General features: G+C 42.0%; 14 protein-coding genes. 5 read left to right on the forward strand and 9 right to left on the reverse strand.

Features of this window, described 5'->3' with window-relative positions; genetic code table 11:
* Positions 1-237: 237 nt before the first annotated feature.
* Complete coding sequence (locus DXD68_RS19620; protein WP_122363187.1) at positions 238-1,272, reverse strand: endonuclease/exonuclease/phosphatase family protein; 1,035 nt, start codon at positions 1,270-1,272, stop codon at positions 238-240.
* Positions 1,273-1,335: 63 nt separating this feature from the next.
* On the reverse strand, positions 1,336-2,223 hold the full coding sequence (locus DXD68_RS19625) for an AraC family transcriptional regulator (RefSeq protein ID WP_122363188.1): 888 nt from the start codon (positions 2,221-2,223) through the stop codon (positions 1,336-1,338).
* Between the two features lie 115 nt (positions 2,224-2,338).
* Between DXD68_RS19625 and DXD68_RS19630 the strand changes: the two genes are divergently transcribed.
* Positions 2,339-3,082 (forward strand): SDR family NAD(P)-dependent oxidoreductase, encoded by a 744-nt coding sequence (locus DXD68_RS19630; RefSeq protein ID WP_122363189.1) that lies wholly within the window; start codon positions 2,339-2,341, stop codon positions 3,080-3,082.
* A gap of 1 nt (position 3,083) precedes the next feature.
* On the opposite strand, the gene DXD68_RS19635 is transcribed toward DXD68_RS19630, so the two are convergent.
* The gene (locus DXD68_RS19635) at positions 3,084-3,908 is read right to left on the reverse strand and encodes a hypothetical protein (RefSeq protein ID WP_122363190.1); all 825 of its coding nucleotides are present in this window, start codon (positions 3,906-3,908) and stop codon (positions 3,084-3,086) included.
* Positions 3,909-4,100: 192 nt separating this feature from the next.
* Between DXD68_RS19635 and DXD68_RS19640 the strand changes: the two genes are divergently transcribed.
* Genes DXD68_RS19640 through DXD68_RS19650 form a run of 3 tightly spaced genes read left to right on the forward strand, consistent with a single transcriptional unit; the run spans position 4,101 to position 7,212 of the window.
* Positions 4,101-4,649, forward strand: a complete 549-nt coding sequence (locus tag DXD68_RS19640) for an RNA polymerase sigma factor (RefSeq protein ID WP_122363191.1) — start codon at positions 4,101-4,103, stop codon at positions 4,647-4,649.
* Positions 4,633-5,907 (forward strand): outer membrane beta-barrel protein, encoded by a 1,275-nt coding sequence (locus DXD68_RS19645; protein ID WP_233577246.1) that lies wholly within the window; start codon positions 4,633-4,635, stop codon positions 5,905-5,907. Before DXD68_RS19640 ends, DXD68_RS19645 begins: the two co-directional genes overlap by 17 nt.
* Positions 5,908-5,946: 39 nt before the next feature.
* Positions 5,947-7,212, forward strand: a complete 1,266-nt coding sequence (locus DXD68_RS19650; protein ID WP_122363192.1) for an LVIVD repeat-containing protein — start codon at positions 5,947-5,949, stop codon at positions 7,210-7,212.
* Between the two features lie 59 nt (positions 7,213-7,271).
* On the opposite strand, the gene DXD68_RS19655 is transcribed toward DXD68_RS19650, so the two are convergent.
* The 4 genes from DXD68_RS19655 to DXD68_RS19670 form a co-directional block, all read right to left on the reverse strand.
* On the reverse strand, positions 7,272-8,924 hold the full coding sequence (locus DXD68_RS19655) for a RagB/SusD family nutrient uptake outer membrane protein (protein WP_122363193.1): 1,653 nt from the start codon (positions 8,922-8,924) through the stop codon (positions 7,272-7,274).
* A gap of 25 nt (positions 8,925-8,949) precedes the next feature.
* Positions 8,950-12,060: a TonB-dependent receptor gene (locus DXD68_RS19660; RefSeq protein ID WP_233577247.1), complete on the reverse strand. Its 3,111-nt coding sequence runs from the start codon at positions 12,058-12,060 to the stop codon at positions 8,950-8,952.
* Between the two features lie 275 nt (positions 12,061-12,335).
* Positions 12,336-13,508 (reverse strand): FecR family protein, encoded by a 1,173-nt coding sequence (locus tag DXD68_RS19665; RefSeq protein ID WP_122363195.1) that lies wholly within the window; start codon positions 13,506-13,508, stop codon positions 12,336-12,338.
* Between the two features lie 53 nt (positions 13,509-13,561).
* Positions 13,562-14,083 carry an RNA polymerase sigma-70 factor gene (locus DXD68_RS19670; RefSeq protein ID WP_122363196.1) on the reverse strand — a complete coding sequence of 174 codons (522 nt, stop codon included), beginning with the start codon at positions 14,081-14,083 and terminating at the stop codon, positions 13,562-13,564.
* Positions 14,084-14,501: 418 nt separating this feature from the next.
* Between DXD68_RS19670 and fsa the strand changes: the two genes are divergently transcribed.
* Positions 14,502-15,158 carry a fructose-6-phosphate aldolase gene (gene fsa / locus DXD68_RS19675; protein ID WP_122363197.1) on the forward strand — a complete coding sequence of 219 codons (657 nt, stop codon included), beginning with the start codon at positions 14,502-14,504 and terminating at the stop codon, positions 15,156-15,158.
* Positions 15,159-15,387: 229 nt separating this feature from the next.
* On the opposite strand, the gene DXD68_RS19680 is transcribed toward fsa, so the two are convergent.
* On the reverse strand, positions 15,388-17,796 hold the full coding sequence (locus DXD68_RS19680; protein WP_199715773.1) for an ABC transporter permease: 2,409 nt from the start codon (positions 17,794-17,796) through the stop codon (positions 15,388-15,390).
* A gap of 19 nt (positions 17,797-17,815) precedes the next feature.
* A complete protein-coding gene (locus DXD68_RS19685) occupies positions 17,816-20,215 on the reverse strand; it encodes an ABC transporter permease (protein WP_122363198.1) in 2,400 nt (799 codons plus the stop codon).
* Between the last annotated feature and the right edge of the window lie 132 nt (positions 20,216-20,347).

Raw genomic sequence — 20,347 nt, forward strand, 5'->3', positions numbered from 1 at the left:
ATTGATTATCATTCCCATTTACAAAAATAGAATTGTCAAAATGATATTAGTGTAGCATGAAATTGGAATTAGTATACCGTGTAAATAGAATTACCTCTGCGGGTAATGTTTTTTAACGTATCAAATGGATAGAAATATTGTTTGACTGATGAAACTTTGTCAAAAATGAAATCTCCCCATTTGATATATGCATATCAGATGAGGAGGCTGAATTCTGTTAACAGATTAATAATTCTGTTATTTGACTAATTGGAATGTTGCTAAAACTGCTTTATGGTCGGTTGGCCAGATTCCTGCCGGAAGAATGATCGGATCGGCTGTTTCTTCTGTAACACGTTCTCCGCGAAGGATATCCCCCTTAGGTCCGATAATCGTTACATCTGTCAGACTCAACCCGTTGTGAGGTGTATACATAATGAAGTCGATACGATCCCGATCGTCCGCTTCAGGTGACCAGACCAGTTTTTTCAATGCGATATCCGGACAGTCTGCCGGACAGGTAAATCCCGGATGGGTAACCGGATCGGGATATTTTTCGCGATAAGAATCTTTGAAGCCGGCTTTTTCGAGCATAACGGATACATCCCAGGGAACGACAAGACCGTAATGGTCACGCATATCTTTGGTCGCTTCTGTCCAGTCCAGGTGTGAAGGCTCATTAAAATCGCCTCCAAGAATAACAATACGTCCGGCAGCTTTGTCTTTTTCTGCTTCATTTACAAAGCGGGCAATAGCGTCATCTCTGACGGATGCACGATTCAGGATCAATAAAGAATCCAGGTTGCTGACCGGTTCTATTTTATCCCAGTTATTACCGTCGTATCCGCGGGCATCATAATAAGCACAGTTACGATAATCAAGGTGTGCTGTGTAAACGGCAAATTCCTGATTACCTTTCTTTGTGACTAAACGGTAGATGCTGCCTCTGTCATCATTTAAAGGGTAAACCGTACTACTGTCGCTAATCGGATAGCGGCTTAATAAACCGGAATCTTCCGTATAGAAAGAATAATAAGTTTGTCCGCGTTTCTTCAGGGCTTCAACGATTCTGTCACAAAAGCGGGTATTGTGATAGTTTCTGACTTCGCTCAACGTCACAAAGTCTGCGTCGCTGCGGACAATTTCATCGGCTACTGCATCAAACCCATTTTCTACTACGGTCCCTTCCTGCCAGATATTAAATTGGAGGACTTTGAATGTTTCAGTTTTCTGACAAGCAGAACAACTGATGATAATTAACAACAATAGTGTTGTAAATAACCCATTTTTCATGATAGCTGTGTTTTTTATGAGATTTTTTTAGTCCTGCGAAATTAGCCAATTTTTTAAGCGGAACTAAACAATCACCTTCTTTTTTCTATAGTTCTCTCTGAACTCTGTCGGCGGCATTCCTTTTTTCTTTTTGAATATACGATTAAAATTTGACAGGTTATTGAAGCCGCATGCGTATCCGATCTCTGCGACCGATTGCGGTGAATCGATAAGAGCCCGGATGGCAAATCCCAGGCGTATATCTGTCAGGAAATCGACAAAGCTTTTGGAAGTACGTTGTTTGATATACCGGCAGAAAGAAGGTTCACTCATATTGATCAGTTCAGCTACATCAGACAGGCGTACTTGTTTGTCATAGTTTTTATTCAGGTAGTCGATTACTTTTCGAATACGTAAATCTTCATCATGAGCTCTTTCCTGACGAATGAAAGAATGACTGGCCAGTTCCCGGATATCTTCCGATAAAGACAATTCATGCAAAATCATAAGCAGTTTCATGACTGAGTAGAAACCATCTGTCTCGCAGGTGATGGTTTTCAGTAACGGACGTACTTTGTCTATAGCCTGTGTGCCGAAAGCAACCCCTTTCTGAGCACGTTCGAAGAGGGTTTTTATACTTTGAAACTGGTTCCTTTCCAACAGCTCTTCCGGAAGGGACGAGCGGTGGAACTGGATGGTTATTTCATGGATAGCTTGTGATTTGCATTCGTGATTGACCCAGGCATGTTCCAATGTCGGGTTAGTTACTAATACTAGTTCGTCGTCACTGATCGTTTCAACGGAGTCTCCTACAATACGTTGGGCTCCTTTCGCATGTTCAATAAAATTCAATTCATATTCAGGATGTACATGAATGGGAAAATTGAATGTTGATTTAAGGCGCTCTATTACGATGAAACAGTCTTTCGAAGATAACGGAGATACTTCTTTAAATAATTCGGTTCCAATCATACTTTTTATATTTCTGTTTGCAAATATAATCAAAGTTTTTATTTATTCCTGTTACAACAGTTTTACAAGAGTCTTTTGTTATCTTTGCGGCAGATAATCAGACACAAAACAGAGTATGGACGGTAAGAGAGTATTTGTCACGGGTGGTGCTAAGGGTATTGGTGCTGCTATTGTTACTGCATTTTGTAATGTGGGAGCGCGGGTCGCTTTTTGTGATACGGATGAGAAGGCAGCCTTGCGTCTTTGTGATTTATTGCCTACTTTTGTTCAGTATTTTCAAACCGATGCCAGTGATTCGGTAGCTCTTCAAGAAGTTATCAACAGACTTATCAACATGTGGGGAGATGTGGATGTGATTGTTAACAATGTGGGGATCAGTGAGTTTTCCCCATTGGTCGATACAAGTATTGAACAGTTCGACAGGATACTATCAACAAACCTGCGGCCGGTGTTTATAACTTCACGTGCACTGGCTATTCACCGGAACAATGAGGAAGGAAAGAAACGTTACGGACGGATCATCAATATTGCTTCTTCCCGTTATCTGCAGAGTGAACCGGGCTCGGAGGGATATGCCGCTTCCAAAGGTGGAATTGTTTCCCTGACGCATGCCTTGGCGCTTTCGTTCAGTGATTATAATATTACAGTAAACTGTATCAGTCCCGGTTGGATACAAAACGAAGACTACCGTTTGTTGAAACCGACCGACCACAAACAACATCCTTCCGGCCGTGTAGGCCGTCCTTCCGACATTGCAAGCGCCTGTCTTTTCCTGGCTGCCCCTGAAAATGATTTCATCAACGGGCAGAACATCGTTATCGACGGGGGAATGACAAAAAAGATGATCTACGAAGAATAAATCAATTGAACCCGATTCTTATATTTTTGTTTTTTAATGCAGGGTAGATGAGGAACTGGGGATCCATCCGCTTGTTCCACGGATTGTATTCGAAGTTTACACCGATACCGATGCCGATATCATCTTTCACTTTGAATTCGAAAGCACCACCTACGCTCGTATGATTATAAAACGGATTCAGCAACATTTGCGGATTGTTTCGTTCTTTTTTCTCGTAAAAGGTATATTGTGCCCAACTTCTGAGAGTCAGCCAATCGGTTGCCTCATAACTGGCAGTCGCATTGAATCCCCCCATAAAGTCGGGGCTGGGATTGAATGGTGTGAAATAGCGTCCGGCAAAGGCTCCTCCTGTCAATGTCCAGCGATCCTGCTGCCATACCAACGATGAACTGATCTGGGTCAGACCTCCTGCACCGGGCCAGGTATATTGTTCACCGACTGTCAGCACACCGGTGGTCTCGCTGATTGGAGTGAATGAAAACTCCTGGAAATCGAATGCCATCGGCGATACACGCCGTATCATCGGAGCAAACACATTAAAGAAAGGACGGTAAGCAAGAGACAACACTTGCATATCCATCGGACGCTCGTCCTGGATTTGAGGAAAATCGGGGGTGAACTCCCTGAGTTTCTTCTCCAATTCGGTGAGTCTGGAAGGAGTATAAGTTTTGTAAGAGTACTCCGGAATATTGAAATCGAGCGTTCTAAACTTAGGGACGGCTGTAATTTTCCCTTCACGATTCAAAACAAAGTCAAATACTGACTGCGCATGCCCGTACGATACACACGTCAATAGTGCTATTATTATAAAATATCCCCGCTTCATACACAACATCATTTTATTGTCGCTAAGATAGATTATTTGCTTAAAATAAGCTATTTATTCTTCTTGATTTTACTTAAAATAGTGGAAAATGGCTTATATTTAAGTCTTGTAAAAAATATTTTCAAAATTCTCTGTCTGCTTGCAACATTGGAAGGACCATTTTCATCATAGAGATAGAGAGTAATATTACCTATGGACGAACAACTGTTAATTGCCGGATGCAAACGCGGGGAGTCATGGGCTCGTAAGGAGTTATACGAGCTGTATGCTCCTGCCATGATGAGTGTGTGCATGCGATATGTCAATAACAGGGAAACAGCCCGCGACTTGTTGCAGGATGGTTTTATCAAGATATTCACAAAAATAGGGAGCTATGCGGGAAGCGGTGCGTTTCCCGGTTGGGTTCGCAGGGTGTTCGTCACAACAGCTCTTGAATATCTGAGAAAAAATGATGCGATCCGGTTAAGTGTTAATTTCGATGACTGCGGGGAGCTGGCGGATGAGGTGGATGTATCGGCTTTAGAACGTTTGTCAGCCGATGACCTGCACGCTTGTATTGCCCGTTTGCCAAATGGTTATCGGACGGTATTCAACCTCTATGCTATAGAAGGATATTCTCATAGTGAAATAGCAGAAATGCTGCATATAAGTGAAGTAACCTCGCGGACGCAGTTTATTCGGGCGCGGAAAGTGTTACAGAAAAGTGTTCAATCATTAATCAAGCATGAAAATGCGCAGTGATACGGATCATAGGGAACAATTGGATGATTTCAGCGAATTCATGAAGCGGAAACTGGAAGACCACCGGTTACCTGTGGATGACTTTTGCTGGGAAGAAATCGAGCCTCGTATGAAGCCCCGCAGACAGACATGGCTGTGGTGGGCGGGAAGTTCTGTGGCTGCCGCTGTTATTGCAATCTTGTTTTTGTTTTCGCCTTTTCGGGCAGGAGAAGCTCCCGATGGAGGTCCGGAATTACCGGTGGCTGTCACTTATGATGAAGAGGAGGTACATCCGGCAACTCCGCAAGATGATACGGAAAAAACAGTTTTACCAGTGGAGCGACCTGTTCCGGCGAAGAAACTAATTGCTGCCGTTATTCCGGAGAAGTCCCCTCAGATGCAGGAAAAAGAGATACCGGAAGTATCTGAAGGTACTGAGGATATGGTGAATGCAGCAGATGTTGTGAATACAGAAGAACCGGAAAAAACAGTTCAGCCGGCTGAAGACAGAAAGAAAGCGGCTTCCCCGGATTTGTACAGCTATAAGTCGGAAAAACACGCATATTCTTCTGCCGGTAAGAATAAGAAAGTGGCAGGAAAATGGTCTGTAAATGCCGGATTCGGAACCGGAGGGCATGTCTCGTTAGGCTTGGGGACTGATTATGATATGGTGCAGGATCCTAGTAATAATGTCTCTGACGGAGGTATAATTTACTCTTCACCAGCCCGGCCTGCTGCACTTAATGCTTCAGGGGTATTATCTCCTTCAGAATATAGTAATGTGGATGTGGCGCTTCCTTTATCTTTCGGACTGACGATTCGCCGGGATTTTAACCGGTATATTGGTTTGGAAACCGGACTGGTATATACTTATCTGGCTTCTAATCTGTCCAAATGGGATGAGGTTCAGTATAAGTCGCATCTGGAACTTCATTATCTGGGTATCCCGGTCAATCTGGTGGTATCTCTTTGGCAAAATTCACGCTGGAAAATCTATCTGACAGGTGGTGTCATGATGGAAAAAGGGTTGAGGGCGAAACAGACGGAGTCACGTTTTTGGCAGATGGAGATGAATAACCTGGTAGACAAAAGAGGCATAAGCGGTTTGCAGTGGTCGTTGAATGTTTCTGCCGGTGTTTCCTATCGTTTTTACAAGGATTGGAATTTTTATTTCGAACCACGTATTTCCCATTACTTTGATAATGATCAGCCGGTGAGTATCCGCACGGAACATTCTGTGATTGTCGGACTCGGTGCCGGTGTCCGTTTTGATTTTTAAATAAAAAATTAGCATATTAATCCTCTAAATTTATTGAATATGAAAAAACGAGTGAGTTGGTTTTGTGTGTTGTTGATCTGTCTGCTGTGCGGATGTAACGATGATATGAAAGTAAGGGAGACAGTTACTTATACCGTGAATAAGCCTGTATACATGTCGTCCGATATCTTTCGTTCCTCTGTGAAAGTAACTACGCAACCGGAAGAAATTACGCAGCAGGGAAAGATCTGTTTCTATGACGGTTATCTGTATATGTCGGAGCCTGGAAAGGGAATCCATATTATCGATAACCGGAATCCTTCGTCACCGGCTGTGGTCGGTTTTATTGAATTGTTGGGAAATGCCGACCTGGCTATCCGTAATGATTTGTTGTATGCCGATTCGTATGTCGACCTGGTATGGTTTGATATCAGTAATCCGGCAGTACCGGCGTTGAAGAGCCGGCTGGAAAATGTGTTTCCTCAGAGTTATCCGCCGATTGAAGAAGGCATAATCGATTCTGAAGTTTTTTCTGAGGCCGGAGGGGCTAAGGGGATTGTTGTTGGCTGGACGCAGGAAAAGGTGACGAAAACCTATGAATATTATAAAGATGAACTCTATTGTAATGATATGGCGACAAGCCCCGGAAATAGCAGTGGCAGTTCTTCTACAGGTGTGAACGGTTCGATGTCCCGTTTTGGACTTTATAAGGATTATCTGTATGTCGTATTGAATAATCAGATGGATATCTTCGATCTTTCCGGCGCGGAACCGGTGGTTGCTGCAGAAACTGTTCCGGTCGGCTGGAATGTCGAGACTATTTTCAGTTATAAGGACTATATGTTCATGGGAACGCCTACCGGAATGCTGATCTATTCTGTTGAAGATCCGGTAAAGCCTGAATACCAGTCTGCTATGGCTCATATATATGGTTGTGATCCGGTAGTAGTGGAAGATGATATTGCTTATGTGACGGTTCATTCCGGCAATAATTGCGGACAGAACTCCAACGAGCTGATCATTTTGGATGTCAGCAATGTAAAAAGTCCGCAGCCGATCGTTGCGTATACAATGACAAAACCCAAAGGGTTGGGGATCGACAACGGTACACTTTTCCTGTGTGACGATGGTCTGAAGATTTATGATGCAGCCGATCCGCAAACCCTGATGGCTAACCGCCTGGCCCATTACTCGGGTATGGAGGGCTATGATGTGATTCCACACGACAATGTCTTGATGATGATGGCTGAAGACGGTATTTACCAGTATGATTATTCCAATTTGAAAGAGATCAGGTTGCTGAGTAAGCTGGCGGTGAAGAAGTGAAAAGAGTAGAAATGAAGAAAGAAAGCGGAAACCCTCTAACAGGGTTTCCGCTTTTATTTTTACCAGCCTGTCGGTTGGCTGATGTTCGGATTGGAAGTAACTTCTGCCTGAGGGAGAGGCCAGGAATCATTTTTGGGGAATGTACAGTTGCGTTCCTCGATAGTAACGAATGCATTACTATTTGGATTCCATGCACCTTGGATAGGGCCTGACATTGTTTTAGCTCCGATATCCCAACGGCGGATGTCATCGTAACGTTTGCCTTCGAAACCTAACTCTACACGACGTTCACGGCGATATAACTCACGAACTTTTTCTTGCGTATTATAAATCGTTTTGTCCATGTTGGGCATTCCGGCACGGTTACGGATCATATTGATGTATTTTTCTACCTCCGGATTTTGCCAATCTCCACTTTCAACCAGACATTCGACATACGTCAATAATACTTCTGCATAACGGTATAACATGAAGTCCAGACTACCGCGTCCACTGGCACGGTCTTGTTCGCTGGCAAACTTTTTCAACATATAACCGGAAGCCGGGGCTCCTGTTTTTGTGTAGTAATCACTACTGTTCACATCAAACGGAGTGTAGGTGTAATTGGCAAAAGATGTGCTATCTCCGGGCATCATCACTGTAGCATGTAAGCGGGGATCACGTTGCTTGAAGAGCGGATTTTTTTCGTATTCAGTACGTTCGTTGGCCGGCAATGACTGGATTGTTTTTCCGTCTATTGTCTCAAATTCGTCAACGAATGATTTTAAAACACCGCAGGTTCCCTGCCCCCCTAAAGACATGCTGATACAACGGAACCAATATTGATTCAGACCGTTTGAGGTGAAAATGATACGCTCTTTATTCTGTTTTCCTACATAGTTGAATAAATCACGATAGTTTTTCTCCGGAGCATTATCTGTAGATTCTGTATAATATAATTCAAATACACCTGAGTCGATCAGTTGTTTAGCAGCAGCCTTTGCAATATCGTATTGTTTGAATTGTAAATTCAGATCCATTTTCAAAGCAAGAGCTGATGATCGGGACATGCGGGCGCGGCGTCCTTCATCCCAAATAAAAGGGCATACATTGTCATCGGTAATACTAATCACTGCGTCGAATTCTTTGTTCAAAAAGTCGAGACATTCCTGTACACTATTACGGGCTATAAAATTTTCGTTTGGAGTTAACGACTTCTCAAGGATAGGTATACCGTCATGGCGACCGTACCATAAAAGTAATTGCATATGATACCAGGCACGCCATACACGAACATCCGCAATCATTCTTTCACGTTCATATTCCAGTGTGAAATAAGCATCACCGACATGCTCAAGAAAACGGTTGCAGCGACGAATATATTCGTAATATTTGTCCCATAGTTTACTTATATATCCTCCGGTTGTTGGGGTTGCGGAACCATTGGCGAGATTGACTACTTCCGTTTGAAAATTAGACCGGAAATATTGATTATCCGTCATACCTTCCATATGAATCCATGCGACATTGGTGACAGTATTACTTGTAAAGTAAGATCCGTTCGGCCATGCTTTACACTGACCTAATGCACTCTCACATTCGTTCATGGTTTTCCAGAATTCATCGTCTGTAACCCCTGTAGGATGATCTCTTGTCAGAAAATCAGAACAACTGCAAAATAGGAGTAACAACGAAGTAAATACCCATGTCGCTATTTTATTATTTATTTTCATGATCTTTTATTTATTAGGTTTATTATTAGAAATTCAGACTAACTCCCATAGAATAGGTTTTAACCAATGGATACGAACTTTTCTGGCCACGGCTCTCCGGGTCTACCAACTTCTCTTTCGCAAAAGTGAAAGGATTTTGGGCATTGACATATACACGAATGTTGGATATGCCAATTTTCTTTAATCCCATTTGATCGAACAAGTATCCTAGCTGAATATATTTTACGCGGCAGTAACTTGCATCGAAATGCCAGAAATCTGAACGATGGTTATTATTTCCATAAGTAGAGTTCGGGGCAATACGGGGATAGCGGGCATCGGTATTATCCGGTGTCCAATAATCCGTTTGTACGGCAAGAGGTGTCTGTCCGTCGGAAGAAGTACTTAATCCGAATGAATATGGCTCTGAATAATAAGCATCTACACCGGAAACACCCTGAAATAAGACTTCTAATGACCACTTTTTATAGTTGAGTGTCAGGTTCGCGAAATAATTTAGTTTAGGTTGTTCGTCCCCACGAATGACACGGTCTTCAGTCGTTATTTTACCATCTTTGTTCGTATCTATATAATGTATATCTCCCGGCTGTTGTCCGTCATAAATTATTACTCCTTCTTTAGGTATCCAATTACCATTGTCATCTTTGGTAAAGTCGCTTTCTTGTAATAATCCTGATGTCGGATAGACATAAAAACTATTTAGTGCGTGGCCAACGGTATTTATAGTATTACTATTGTCATAAGGACCTCCTAGCAGTTCTTCGATCTTGTTTTTATTTTGTGATAAGCCACCGTGAATGTTGAAACCGAAATCTTTAGTTAACTGTTTGTTGTAATTAAGATCTAATTCCCAACCACGGTTTCTTAATTGACCTGAGTTCATCGGTACTTTTTCAATACCTCCGATATATGAAATGGGCGGTTCAATGATCAGGTCTGTTGTGATCTTATTATAATAATCGAATGTCAGACTGAGATCTTTCAATATTCGTATATCAGCTCCTACATTCAGCATATTCACTTTTTCCCATGTAATATCCGGGTTTCCATAAGTCGTTTCATTTCCGTTTGACGAATTTATCAATGCCTGGTATTTGTATAAACCGATATTTTCATTACCCAATAAACCGTAGGAAGCTCTCAGCTTAAACTCATTCAACCATTTGGCTTTTTTCATAAATTTCTCTTCGTGTACATTCCATCCAGCAGCCACGGAAGGGAATATTCCGAATTTGTTGCCTGGACCGAAACGGGAAGAGCCATCGCGACGAACAGTTCCTTCCAGCAGAAACCTCCGGTCGAATGTATAATTAGCTTTGGCAAATACAGACACCATAGACCATTGGTCCCAGTCTCCGTCATTTGTTAATTCCTGATTGTATCCGCCTATGGCAAATAAGCGGTGTTTGTTTTTTTCTAATGTATATTCAGCTGTAGCACCTATATAATAATAACTGGAACGATCTTTACTGGCAGAATTGATAGAACTCCAGGTTTCCAGTAAAGCTCCGGAAGTATAATCGAAGAAGTTGTAAGCTGCCCGTTGGCGGTTGGTGGCACCACTACTTACGCGATATGAATATTGTCCTTTTAAAACTAAATTAGGGATGACTTCCCAGCGTGGAGCAATATTGATGCTGACATTATCTTCAAGAGCTTTGAATTCTCCACCACGGTCTATTAATGCTGCCGGGTTACGCTGTTCCGGGCGGTTTCCGTAGAAAACGATATCGCTTCCTTCTTTCATTGGATAACGAGCTACCGTATTGGGAGGCGTTCCATACATGTATCCGATAATGGAAGATGTATAATTTCCGTCCCGGTACATCGGCTCCTGTCGGTTAGTACGATATGAGTTGAAGTCCATGTTGACAGACAGGTTATCGAGTAGGCTGACGGATGTATTGGCACGTATATTGATACGGTCGGATTTTGCTTTTTCAATTAAACCTTCATTTTGCAGGTAATTGGCAGTTAAAGCGAAACGTGCCAGGTTACTACCTCCTGATACAGATACGGAATGGCTTTGTACGGAACCGTCTTTAAATAGAAAATCGGCCCAGTCTACATTCGGATATTTAACAGGATCTACACCTTTGCGGGTATTATCGATATCCTCCTGTGAATAAATAGGATCGCCTCCGATATTGATATTGGCTGCATTCAACATTTCCATGTATCCGGCTCCGTCGATGAATTCAGGTAAATAAGTGGCTTTCTGAATACCGAAATAGCCGTTATAGGAAACATTTACCTTACCGGGAGTACCACGTTTTGTTTTTACTACGATTACCCCATTTGCAGCACGTGCTCCGTAGATGGCTGCCGCCGCCGCGTCCTTTAAAACGGTGACGCTTTCGATCGTATTAGGGTCCAGATTATTCATATCCATAGGGATACCATCTACCAACACCAACGGATCACTGTCTGAAGTCAAAGAAGATATACCGCGAATTTTAATGGTTGCCGCATCGGCACCCGGCAGACCTGAACTTTGTGTAACACTCAAACCTGTAATGCCTCCTTGTAATGACTGAGAAAGTGAGGTGATCGGCTTTGTCGACAGGTTTTTATCAATATCCAGGGATGCAACGGATGAAATGGTATTTAATTTCTTTTCTTCTGAGAAACCGGTAACGACAATTTCATCTAATGTTTCAACATCTTCACTTAAAGAGACACTCAGGTTACTGATTGCACGTGATACAACATATTCATATTCTTTAAATCCTAAGAAATTGAAGATAAGTACATCTCCTCGTTTCGCTTTGACGGAGAAATATCCATTCTGGTCACTGATCGTTCCCAGTTTAGTGCCTTTGATGGAAATATTAACGCCTGCCAAAGGGAAAGGTGGTTCTGAATTTTCCAATACCTGACCTTGGATTGTCCAGGATCTGTCATCTGCCTGACTGGCGATGGCCGATTGCATTTCTTCTTTCGTTTTTTTTGCAATAGCAATGTAATTGTCGATCTGCTTGAATGTGTAACCGTCACCAAGTACAGCCAATAATGCTTCTTTTATGTCAGAAGTTTTGATGTTTACGGACACACTTTTGCTTGTGGCTAATTCAGCAGTACTGTAAGCAATCTTGATTCCGGATTGTTCCGAGATTGCATCCAGAATTTGTTCCATCCTTGCATTTTTGAAAGATAGATTCAAGGTGTAATTTTGTATAAAAACGGATTCAAATGCGAAAGCATTGAATGAAACTGCTAACAGGAAGCAGTTAAGTAAAATAATAAACAATGATCGTTTTAAGACTTTTTGTGCCAGACAAATGTCTTCCGATGCTTTTTTTTCCATAAATTTGTAATTAACAGGTTACAACTAAAAATGATTTTTGTTTTTTGATCTGTTGCGGAGGTAGTATCTGATCCATACTGCCTCTGTTGATTTTCATGGTACTATTACTTCATTTTCTCTTCCTCCTTTATCCTTTTAATGTTAATAATGTGGCCTATTCTCTCAAGTTTGACCGTAGAAGTATAGCTGATCACTTCCAGTAATTGGTCAAGATTCGTATTTCTATCAGCAGTAAGCGAATAACGGTTGTTTTTCAGACTTTCATCTTCATACCGGACGGAAAAGTCATACCAACGCTGGAGCTTTCTGACAATTTCTTCCAATGTTGTATCTTTAAATATATATTCTCCGTTCATCCATGATGTAAAAAGCTCTGTATTTACTATTTGAGTAGAAGTCTGTGCATTTCTTTTATCGTATGTGAATTGTTCAGACGGAGCGATTGTTTCTGTTTTGTTTTTATCAGTTTTTACAGCGACGGAACCTTCTATCAGAGTTGTCGTAAAAGTGTTGTCGGACGAATAGCAGGATACGTTGAAAGAGGTACCCAGTACTCTTACATCCATTCCATTTGCATGTACGATAAATGGTTTTTCTTTGTTGGGAGCAACGTGAAAATAAGCTTCTCCGATGAGAGTCACTTCTCTTTTGTCACCAGAAAATCGCACTGGGTAAGTTAGTTCAGTTTCGGAATTTAACCATATGCGAGTGCCGTCTGCCAACAATAACTGATATGTTTTCCCTTTTGGAATAACCAAATGATTATTTTTTGTAGTAATTATCCCTGTATCCTTCTGCGATTCGTAGACCAGTTCGTTTTTAGCATCGTTTTTAATCACTACATGTTTTTCTTCCATCGAGAATGATTCTTCCGTTAGGGCTATTTTTTCTCCATTTTCTAAAAGTAGGGTCGGTTGGTCGAATTCTTCCATATTTACTTCGCTGATGGCTGGTGTCTGGGGATGATTGGTAAAAAACAGCAAACCGATTGATACAACAACTGCAACCATTGCTGCATAGCGGATCAATACAGGGATATTAAATACTTTCTTTTTATTGATCGTTTGTGTCCGGACTTGTTGCCAGGCTTGATCTGTATTGAATATTTTTTCTTTTGGAGTATAAGAACATCTTTTGTATAAGTGTTTTATTTTTTCATATTCTGCTTTATTTTCATCAGAGGCATTCAGCCAATCTGTGAAGATACGGCGTTCTTCTTCCGTGGCCTCATCAGCCAGGGACGATAGAATTATTTGATATATTTTTTCAGATGTCATTTTCTTCCTTTTTATATATTTACAATCGGGAAAGAAAAAATGGGTAGGTAAAATCAGAAAAAAATCAGAAAAAATAAAAATGGCAGGTGTTTCAACTCTTCGCGCATGATCCGGAAAGCTTCTCCTATATGATATTTAACCGTATTTATCGATATGTTCGAAACTTCTGCAATTTCTTTATATCGCAGACCTGTAACACATTTCAGTAGAAATATCTCACGGCATTTGGCTGGCAGTTTCAGCAAAGCCTGCTGTACTTCTTTTTGATAGATGAAATCATCTTCTTCACTGAATTGTTCTTTCCACTCTTCTGTTAGAGTAGCCAAAAAGTCCTCTTTAACGATTTCAGCTTTGTAATAATTGATACAACTGTTTTTTATCGAACGGTAGGCGTACGGCAGGAATGTTTCAACGGTGACGGATAGATTCCTTTTTTCCCAAATGGAGATGAAAAATGTCTGAACAATATCTTCCCGTATCTGAGAATCAATAATATATTTGCCTGCGTAATTACACAAGTGAGAATAATATTCCCGGAATAATTTTTCGAAAATCTGTTCGTCCGATTTTAACATAGGAGGTTATTTGTTCCCGGATAATAGTTATTGAATATATTTGTTTTTATATTAGTTCTATAAGAACTCATGTTTTTTTATAAATACATAACTATTGATAATCAGTTACATATCCGGATATCAGGAAAGATTATTCCAAATATAATCTCATGTTTACATACATAGTTTAACGTAACAAATGGAATATAATGGTATTATTTCATCTCATTTAACCTATTATTTCAAAAATAGACTATATTTGCATTTGCTGAGCTGTAGTTCTTATAGGACTAATGCAAATAGATTTGCATGAAAGTGTCTTTTATATCTGCAGTGAATACGAGTATATTCCTTTTTTATTGACAAATAAACTGCCTGAAAATAAACTATATCATAGAGGATATGTTATTCTAATAGAGACATTAAAAAGACATAAGATATGAAATTTTTTATTGACACGGCGAACCTGGATCAGATTCGGGAAGCGAATGATTTGGGTGTATTGGATGGTGTGACGACCAATCCGTCCCTGATGGCTAAAGAGGGGATAAAGGGAGTAGAAAACCAGCGGGCACATTATCTGAAGATCTGCGAGATCGTGGATGGGGATGTGAGCGCAGAAGTGATATCGACCGATTTTGAAGGGATGATCAAAGAAGGCAAAGAACTTGCAGCTTTGAATCCGCATATTGTGGTGAAAGTTCCTTGCATAGAAGCCGGGATCAAGGCGATCAAACATTTTTCCGACGAGGGAATCCGCACTAATTGTACATTGGTCTTTTCCCGCGGGCAGGCTCTTTTGGCTGCAAAGGCCGGAGCTACTTATGTTTCACCGTTCGTAGGACGTTTGGATGATATATCGAGTGACGGTATCGAACTGGTGAAAGGTATTGTCGACATGTTTTCATATTATGCATACGAAACTCAGGTTCTTGCTGCTTCCATCCGTAGTACACAGCATATTATCCAGTGCATCGAGGCAGGAGCCGATGTAGCAACCTGCCCGTTGTCAGCAATCAAAGGTTTGTTGAAACACCCGCTTACCGATAGTGGTCTGGCTACTTTCCTGGCTGATTATAAGAAAGTGAACGGATAATAGAGAGGATGTTTTTTCAATATTCCCTAAAAACTCGTTTTAAACGAACCCGAATTTCGTTTAAAACGAGTTTTTTTTCGTTTAAAACGGACTTTAGCTTCGTTTAAAATGAATTTTCGCTCGTTTAAAACGAGATTTAAGCACTCTGATTGGTGGTGTTGCGTAAGTTGTTTACAATCAGATTCTTGGAGCTTTGAGACGTGAGTTGCGCGTAGCCGGTGGTCAGTACTTACTCCGCTTTCAGCGAATCCACCGGATTGCCGGAGGCAGCCTTGTAGGTATGCCAACTGACGGTCAATAACGTGATGAATAGGACGATAATCCCACTCAATAGAAAATGGAAGACCGATATATCGGTATGATATACAAAGTTTTCCAGCCAGCGATTAAGAAAAAGCCAGCTAATAGGAATGGCTATAACGAAAGCTATTCCGATCCAGCCAACAAACTGTTTGTTTAACAGGTACATGACCTTTAGCGTACTGGCTCCGTTCACTTTCCGTATACCAATTTCTTTCTTGCGCTGTTCCGTGGCGTATAGAGCCATACCGAACAGGCCGAAACAAGTCAGGAAGATACTGATCAGCGAATACATGATCATTAATTCCGCCAGCTCGGTTGTCCGGCTGTTGCGTTGCATAAACTCCTTAAAGACATCCTGGTAAGTGAAGTGTTGTCCCGGATTCATCTCTTCCCATATCTTTCCGATGGCAGCGATGATTTGCTGACGTTCTTTCCCCACTTTGATTTCTGCAAAGGAATATCTTTTGTCGTCATCCTGGCCAATGTAAATAATGCTGGGGAAAACATCTTCTTCAAGCGAATTGGCAAATATATTTTCGGTAATGCCGGCAATAACCGGTTGGGGAGAATCACTGCTCTTTCCATATTGTTCATTATCCTTGTCGTATTTGCTTAGTAGCTGACCAACCGGGTCTTCTCCGGGAGGAACCTGAAGGTCTGCATATTTTTGGGTGATGTAAATCGGAGTTTGATATTGTACGAGTGCCCTATCCGGTTCTATTCCCTCTATAAGATTGATTTTGAATGTTTTCAGAAAGTCACGTCCTCCCATATACTGCGCTTTCATATAAATGCTTTCGCTGCCGTCGGGATTCTTGACATTCACGGTAGTAAGTCCCATGTTTAGTAAAGGACCGCCGCTGAGTGTAACATTTTCTACTCCGGGTAACTTTTTGATTTCGTGCACAAATGCCGGTAAGTAAGAATTGTCTGTTCCCCAGTTGCCTACCTCTATCAAGTCGCGATAACCTTCTCCGCCTTTTTGTGTAAAACGAAGCTGGCTGTTTACCGTGAACGTCGCGATGATCAATCCGATGGATACGGTATATTGTGCGATGGAAAGAGCGGTAACAATCTTTCTTCTTTTATTTCCAGTGAAAAACTCACGGTAGCCGGAGGCGGACAACTTACTTATCTTCCGGCTTATATAAATGGAAGGAATCATGGATAAGAGGAAGATAAACAGGATAATAACCGGAAAGGCCTGCTTGTTGAAGAAGAAGGAGATATGTATATTTCCGGAGACGATAGAGTTGAATACCGGAGTTAAGTCGTGCGTAATCAACAGTGATAAGAGGAAGGCCGTAATAACGGTCAGGAATGTATCGAGGAATAGCTGTTGGTTGATATCCTTTTTCGTCGCACCCATCAGTTTCTCGGTATGAATCATCCGCACCTGTTGCAATAGGCGGGAGAAATTGAGATTGATATAATTGAAGCAGGCGATCAGCAGGATTAGAACGGCTGAAATCATTCCCACATAAAGCAATGTCTTTTGGCGGCTGTTGAGGAATGTGAAACCCTCCTGCGTGTATTTTCGGAAATAGCTTTCCTGTAAGGTATAAAACTGGTATTTCCCATCCGGGACAAACGTATGCAGTCCGTCTTTATTTATCTGTTCGGCAAACTTGTCTGTGTCGATGGGGCGGGTGGTCATCAGGAGGCATAATCCGCCGTTGGTTGTACCTCCGTTTCCGGTTAATGCTTCGAATTTGAGGTAAGACTGGTCGTGCGATTGGAGGACGGCTGCAATCTGATAGCTCGTTTCGTTGGCTTCCGTTTCAATGGTGCCGTCTTCTTTGTGTATCGTGGTCGTGCTGTTCTGGCCTGTGGTGATTATTTGGCCGATTGGGTTCTTGCTGCCAAAGTATTTTTGGGCACAGGCTTCTGTCAGCGCAATCTTGTTCGGTTGTGTCAGTGCTTCGTTCAAATCTCCCGTTACTACTTTGTAAGGGAAGAAACGGGGAAAAGACGAATCTGTTGTCACAATTGTGATAGGGTCGAAATGGTTGTTGTCTACCTTTATATAATCCATTCCGATATTATTTAATCGCAGATAGTCGATTACTTCCGGATATTTCTCCTTTATTTCGACAGGAATACTGCCGACAGTGAAGCAAACCCGCTCGCCCGGTTGCAAAGGGGAATCCTGGTCCATCATGTAGATATGACTGCGGTTCGGATTATCCGCTTCCAGGTTGTATTCATGGATGACAAAAGCAGCCAGCATATTCGTACAGGCAATGCCGATTGCCAGACTGATGATGGAAATGATGGAGAAGGTCTTGTTTCGCCACCAGCTTCGCAGGACGAGTTTAAATGCAACTGCTTTCATATTCTGATTGATATTTAGTTTATTCACTTCTTAATACTTTCACCGGATTGGCCGAGGCCGCCTTGTAGCTGTGCCAACAGACCGTCAATAAGGTGATGAACAGGACAAAAAGCCCGCTTATCAGATAGATGCCGAGACTTATATCCGTACGGTAGACAAAATTTTCCAGCCAACGGTTCAAGAGTAACCAGGTGATAGGGATGGCAATGATGAAAGCGGAACCTATCCAGGTGATAAACTGACGGTTGAGCAACAGCATGATCTGCGGGCTGGTTGCTCCGTTCACTTTCCGTACGCCGATCTCTTTGGTACGCTGTTCGGTTGCATAGAGTGCCATTCCGAACAGGCCGAAGCAAGTCAGGAAGATACTGATAACGGAATACATCAACAATAGCCGGGAGAGTTCGGTTGTTTTCTCATTCCGTTGCAGGAAAGTTCTGTACACATCCCGATAGGTGAAATATTGGCCCGGATTAACCTTGTTCCATACTTCCCGTACGGTGGCGAGAGCCTTTTCCTGATTTCCGTTGAGGCGTATGTAGATATAATTGAAGGCATTGTCCGGACTGTTGTTGATCTGGATGGTGAACGGGTTCACTTCCTGTTCGAGTGTATTGGTATATAGATTATCGACAATACCGGCAATGGTGGAGACCGGCAGGTTGTCAGTATCGGTATAGCTTTTGTTGAGATCTTTGTCGATGGAATTTAACGGTTTACCGATGGGGTCTTCGCCTTTTGTGACCAATAGCTCGACAAATTTTTCGTTGACGTAGACCGGACGTGCATATTTCTCTACCGCCTTGTCGGGAGGAAGTCCTCTTTTCAATTTCAGTTGCAATGCATCCAGAAAATCGGATTCACCGAAATAGTTGATTTGCGAGGTGTATTTTTCGTTGCCGTTTTCATCGGTAAGGACAACCTGTTGTATCCAGCTGTTCAGGATAGAACCTCCGGCAATCGATACCTGGGTTATTTCCGGGTGTTTTTTCAGTTCGCGGGCAAAAGGACGTATGTACGAACCGTCTTCCATCCAGTCGCCTATCTCGATCAGGTTCTTGTAGTTATCGCCTCCCTGGCGGATAAAATGGAGCTGGTCGTTTACCGTCAATGTCGCGATGATGAGTCCGATGGAGATAACGTATTGTACTATGGATAAAGAAGTCACGATCTTTCTTTTCTTGTTTCCGGTAAAAAACTCACGGTAGCCGGCACCGGATAATCCGGATATTTTCCGTCCCATATAGGCCGCCGGAACAATGGATAATAATAGGATAAAGCCGCAGATAACGGGTAATGTCTGCCAGTTGAAGAAGAAGGAAGTGTGTAACCGGCTGTTTACTATCGAGTTGAATACCGGAAGCAAGTCATGTGTAATCAGTAAAGAACAAAAGAAGGCAATGATGACTGTCAGGAACGTATCCAGGAAAAGCTGCCGGTTGATCTCCTGCCGGCTGGCACCCATCAGCTTTTGCGTATGAATCATCCGCACTTGTTGAAGCAGGCGGGAGAAGTTGAGATTGATATAATTGAAACAGGCGATCAATAGGATCAGGATGGCAGAAATTAACCCCACATAGAGTAATGTCGGCTGCCGGTAATTGATGAAACGTAGTGTCTGTTGTTCTGACGTTTGGAAATAGCTTTCCTGTAAAGTTTGCAGATAATAGTTCCCTATATCTCCTTGTAAAGTAGGAATTTTATCTTTCTTTAATTGGGCTTCAAAAGTTTCCCTGTCGATGGCTTTGTTCATGAGTAACAAACAGGGACCACCATAAAAAGAATCGGATAGTTTAGTGATAGCTTCCACATTCAGAAAAGACTGTTCCCTGTCGGCTATGACGGCTGCCACCTGATAAGCATATTCATTGTTTGTACTGCTTTCTGTACTAGTGGCTTTATCCGGAAGATTGAAATAAATGATTTTACCGATCGGATTGGTTTTCCCGAAAAGTTTCCGGGCTGTCTGTTCCGTGAGGGCTAACTTATTCGGTTGCGTTAATGCCTCTTTCAGGTTTCCGTTCAACACTTTGTAAGAGAAAAAATCCGGTAGGGATGAATCTACGGATAGAAGGTGGATTGGTGCATACTTGACATGATCGATAGAAATATATTTAGGTGATTCTGCTGCCATTTGCAGGATGCTTTCTACTTCCGTGTACTTCTCTTTAAGTATGGGCGGGATAGATCTGTCGGCATACTGTATCTTTTCTCCGGATGCCATCGGCGAATCCTGGTTAAGCATCCAAATACGTTCTTTATTGGGATTCCCGTTTTCTATGCCATACTCGTGAATGGTAAAGACGGTTAACAGGTTCGTACAGGCAATGCCTATCGCCAGGCTGGCAATAGAAATGATGGAGAATGTCTTATTCCGCCACCAACTGCGAAATACAAGTTTTAATGCGACTGCTTTCATAGATTTTATATTGTGTATTTCATGCTGTTCCTTTCAGAATGGCATTTCAAATCTATTCCCTTTCTTTTTGCGGGGCAAGGAATAAACGGAAATAATCAGAGTTCACGGTAAAATTGTCTAAATATTTGACAA

Origin of the sequence: Parabacteroides sp. TM07-1AC (assembly GCF_003480915.1) — a bacterium.
GTDB classification, from domain to species: Bacteria; Bacteroidota; Bacteroidia; order Bacteroidales; family Tannerellaceae; genus Parabacteroides; species Parabacteroides chongii.

What these genes read in the sequence shown, in the direction of transcription:
- DXD68_RS19620 (WP_122363187.1), bottom strand. Translation starts at nt 1,272, where the DNA reads ATGAAAAATGGGTTATTTACAACACTATTGTTGTTAATTATCATCAGT.
- DXD68_RS19625 (WP_122363188.1), bottom strand. Translation starts at nt 2,223, where the DNA reads ATGATTGGAACCGAATTATTTAAAGAAGTATCTCCGTTATCTTCGAAA.
- DXD68_RS19630 (WP_122363189.1), top strand. Translation starts at nt 2,339, where the DNA reads ATGGACGGTAAGAGAGTATTTGTCACGGGTGGTGCTAAGGGTATTGGT.
- DXD68_RS19635 (WP_122363190.1), bottom strand. Translation starts at nt 3,908, where the DNA reads ATGAAGCGGGGATATTTTATAATAATAGCACTATTGACGTGTGTATCG.
- DXD68_RS19640 (WP_122363191.1), top strand. Translation starts at nt 4,101, where the DNA reads ATGGACGAACAACTGTTAATTGCCGGATGCAAACGCGGGGAGTCATGG.
- DXD68_RS19645 (WP_233577246.1), top strand. Translation starts at nt 4,633, where the DNA reads ATGAAAATGCGCAGTGATACGGATCATAGGGAACAATTGGATGATTTC.
- DXD68_RS19650 (WP_122363192.1), top strand. Translation starts at nt 5,947, where the DNA reads ATGAAAAAACGAGTGAGTTGGTTTTGTGTGTTGTTGATCTGTCTGCTG.
- DXD68_RS19655 (WP_122363193.1), bottom strand. Translation starts at nt 8,924, where the DNA reads ATGAAAATAAATAATAAAATAGCGACATGGGTATTTACTTCGTTGTTA.
- DXD68_RS19660 (WP_233577247.1), bottom strand. Translation starts at nt 12,060, where the DNA reads ATGGAACAAATTCTGGATGCAATCTCGGAACAATCCGGAATCAAGATT.
- DXD68_RS19665 (WP_122363195.1), bottom strand. Translation starts at nt 13,508, where the DNA reads ATGACATCTGAAAAAATATATCAAATAATTCTATCGTCCCTGGCTGAT.
- DXD68_RS19670 (WP_122363196.1), bottom strand. Translation starts at nt 14,083, where the DNA reads ATGTTAAAATCGGACGAACAGATTTTCGAAAAATTATTCCGGGAATAT.
- fsa (WP_122363197.1), top strand. Translation starts at nt 14,502, where the DNA reads ATGAAATTTTTTATTGACACGGCGAACCTGGATCAGATTCGGGAAGCG.
- DXD68_RS19680 (WP_199715773.1), bottom strand. Translation starts at nt 17,796, where the DNA reads ATGAAAGCAGTTGCATTTAAACTCGTCCTGCGAAGCTGGTGGCGAAAC.
- DXD68_RS19685 (WP_122363198.1), bottom strand. Translation starts at nt 20,215, where the DNA reads ATGAAAGCAGTCGCATTAAAACTTGTATTTCGCAGTTGGTGGCGGAAT.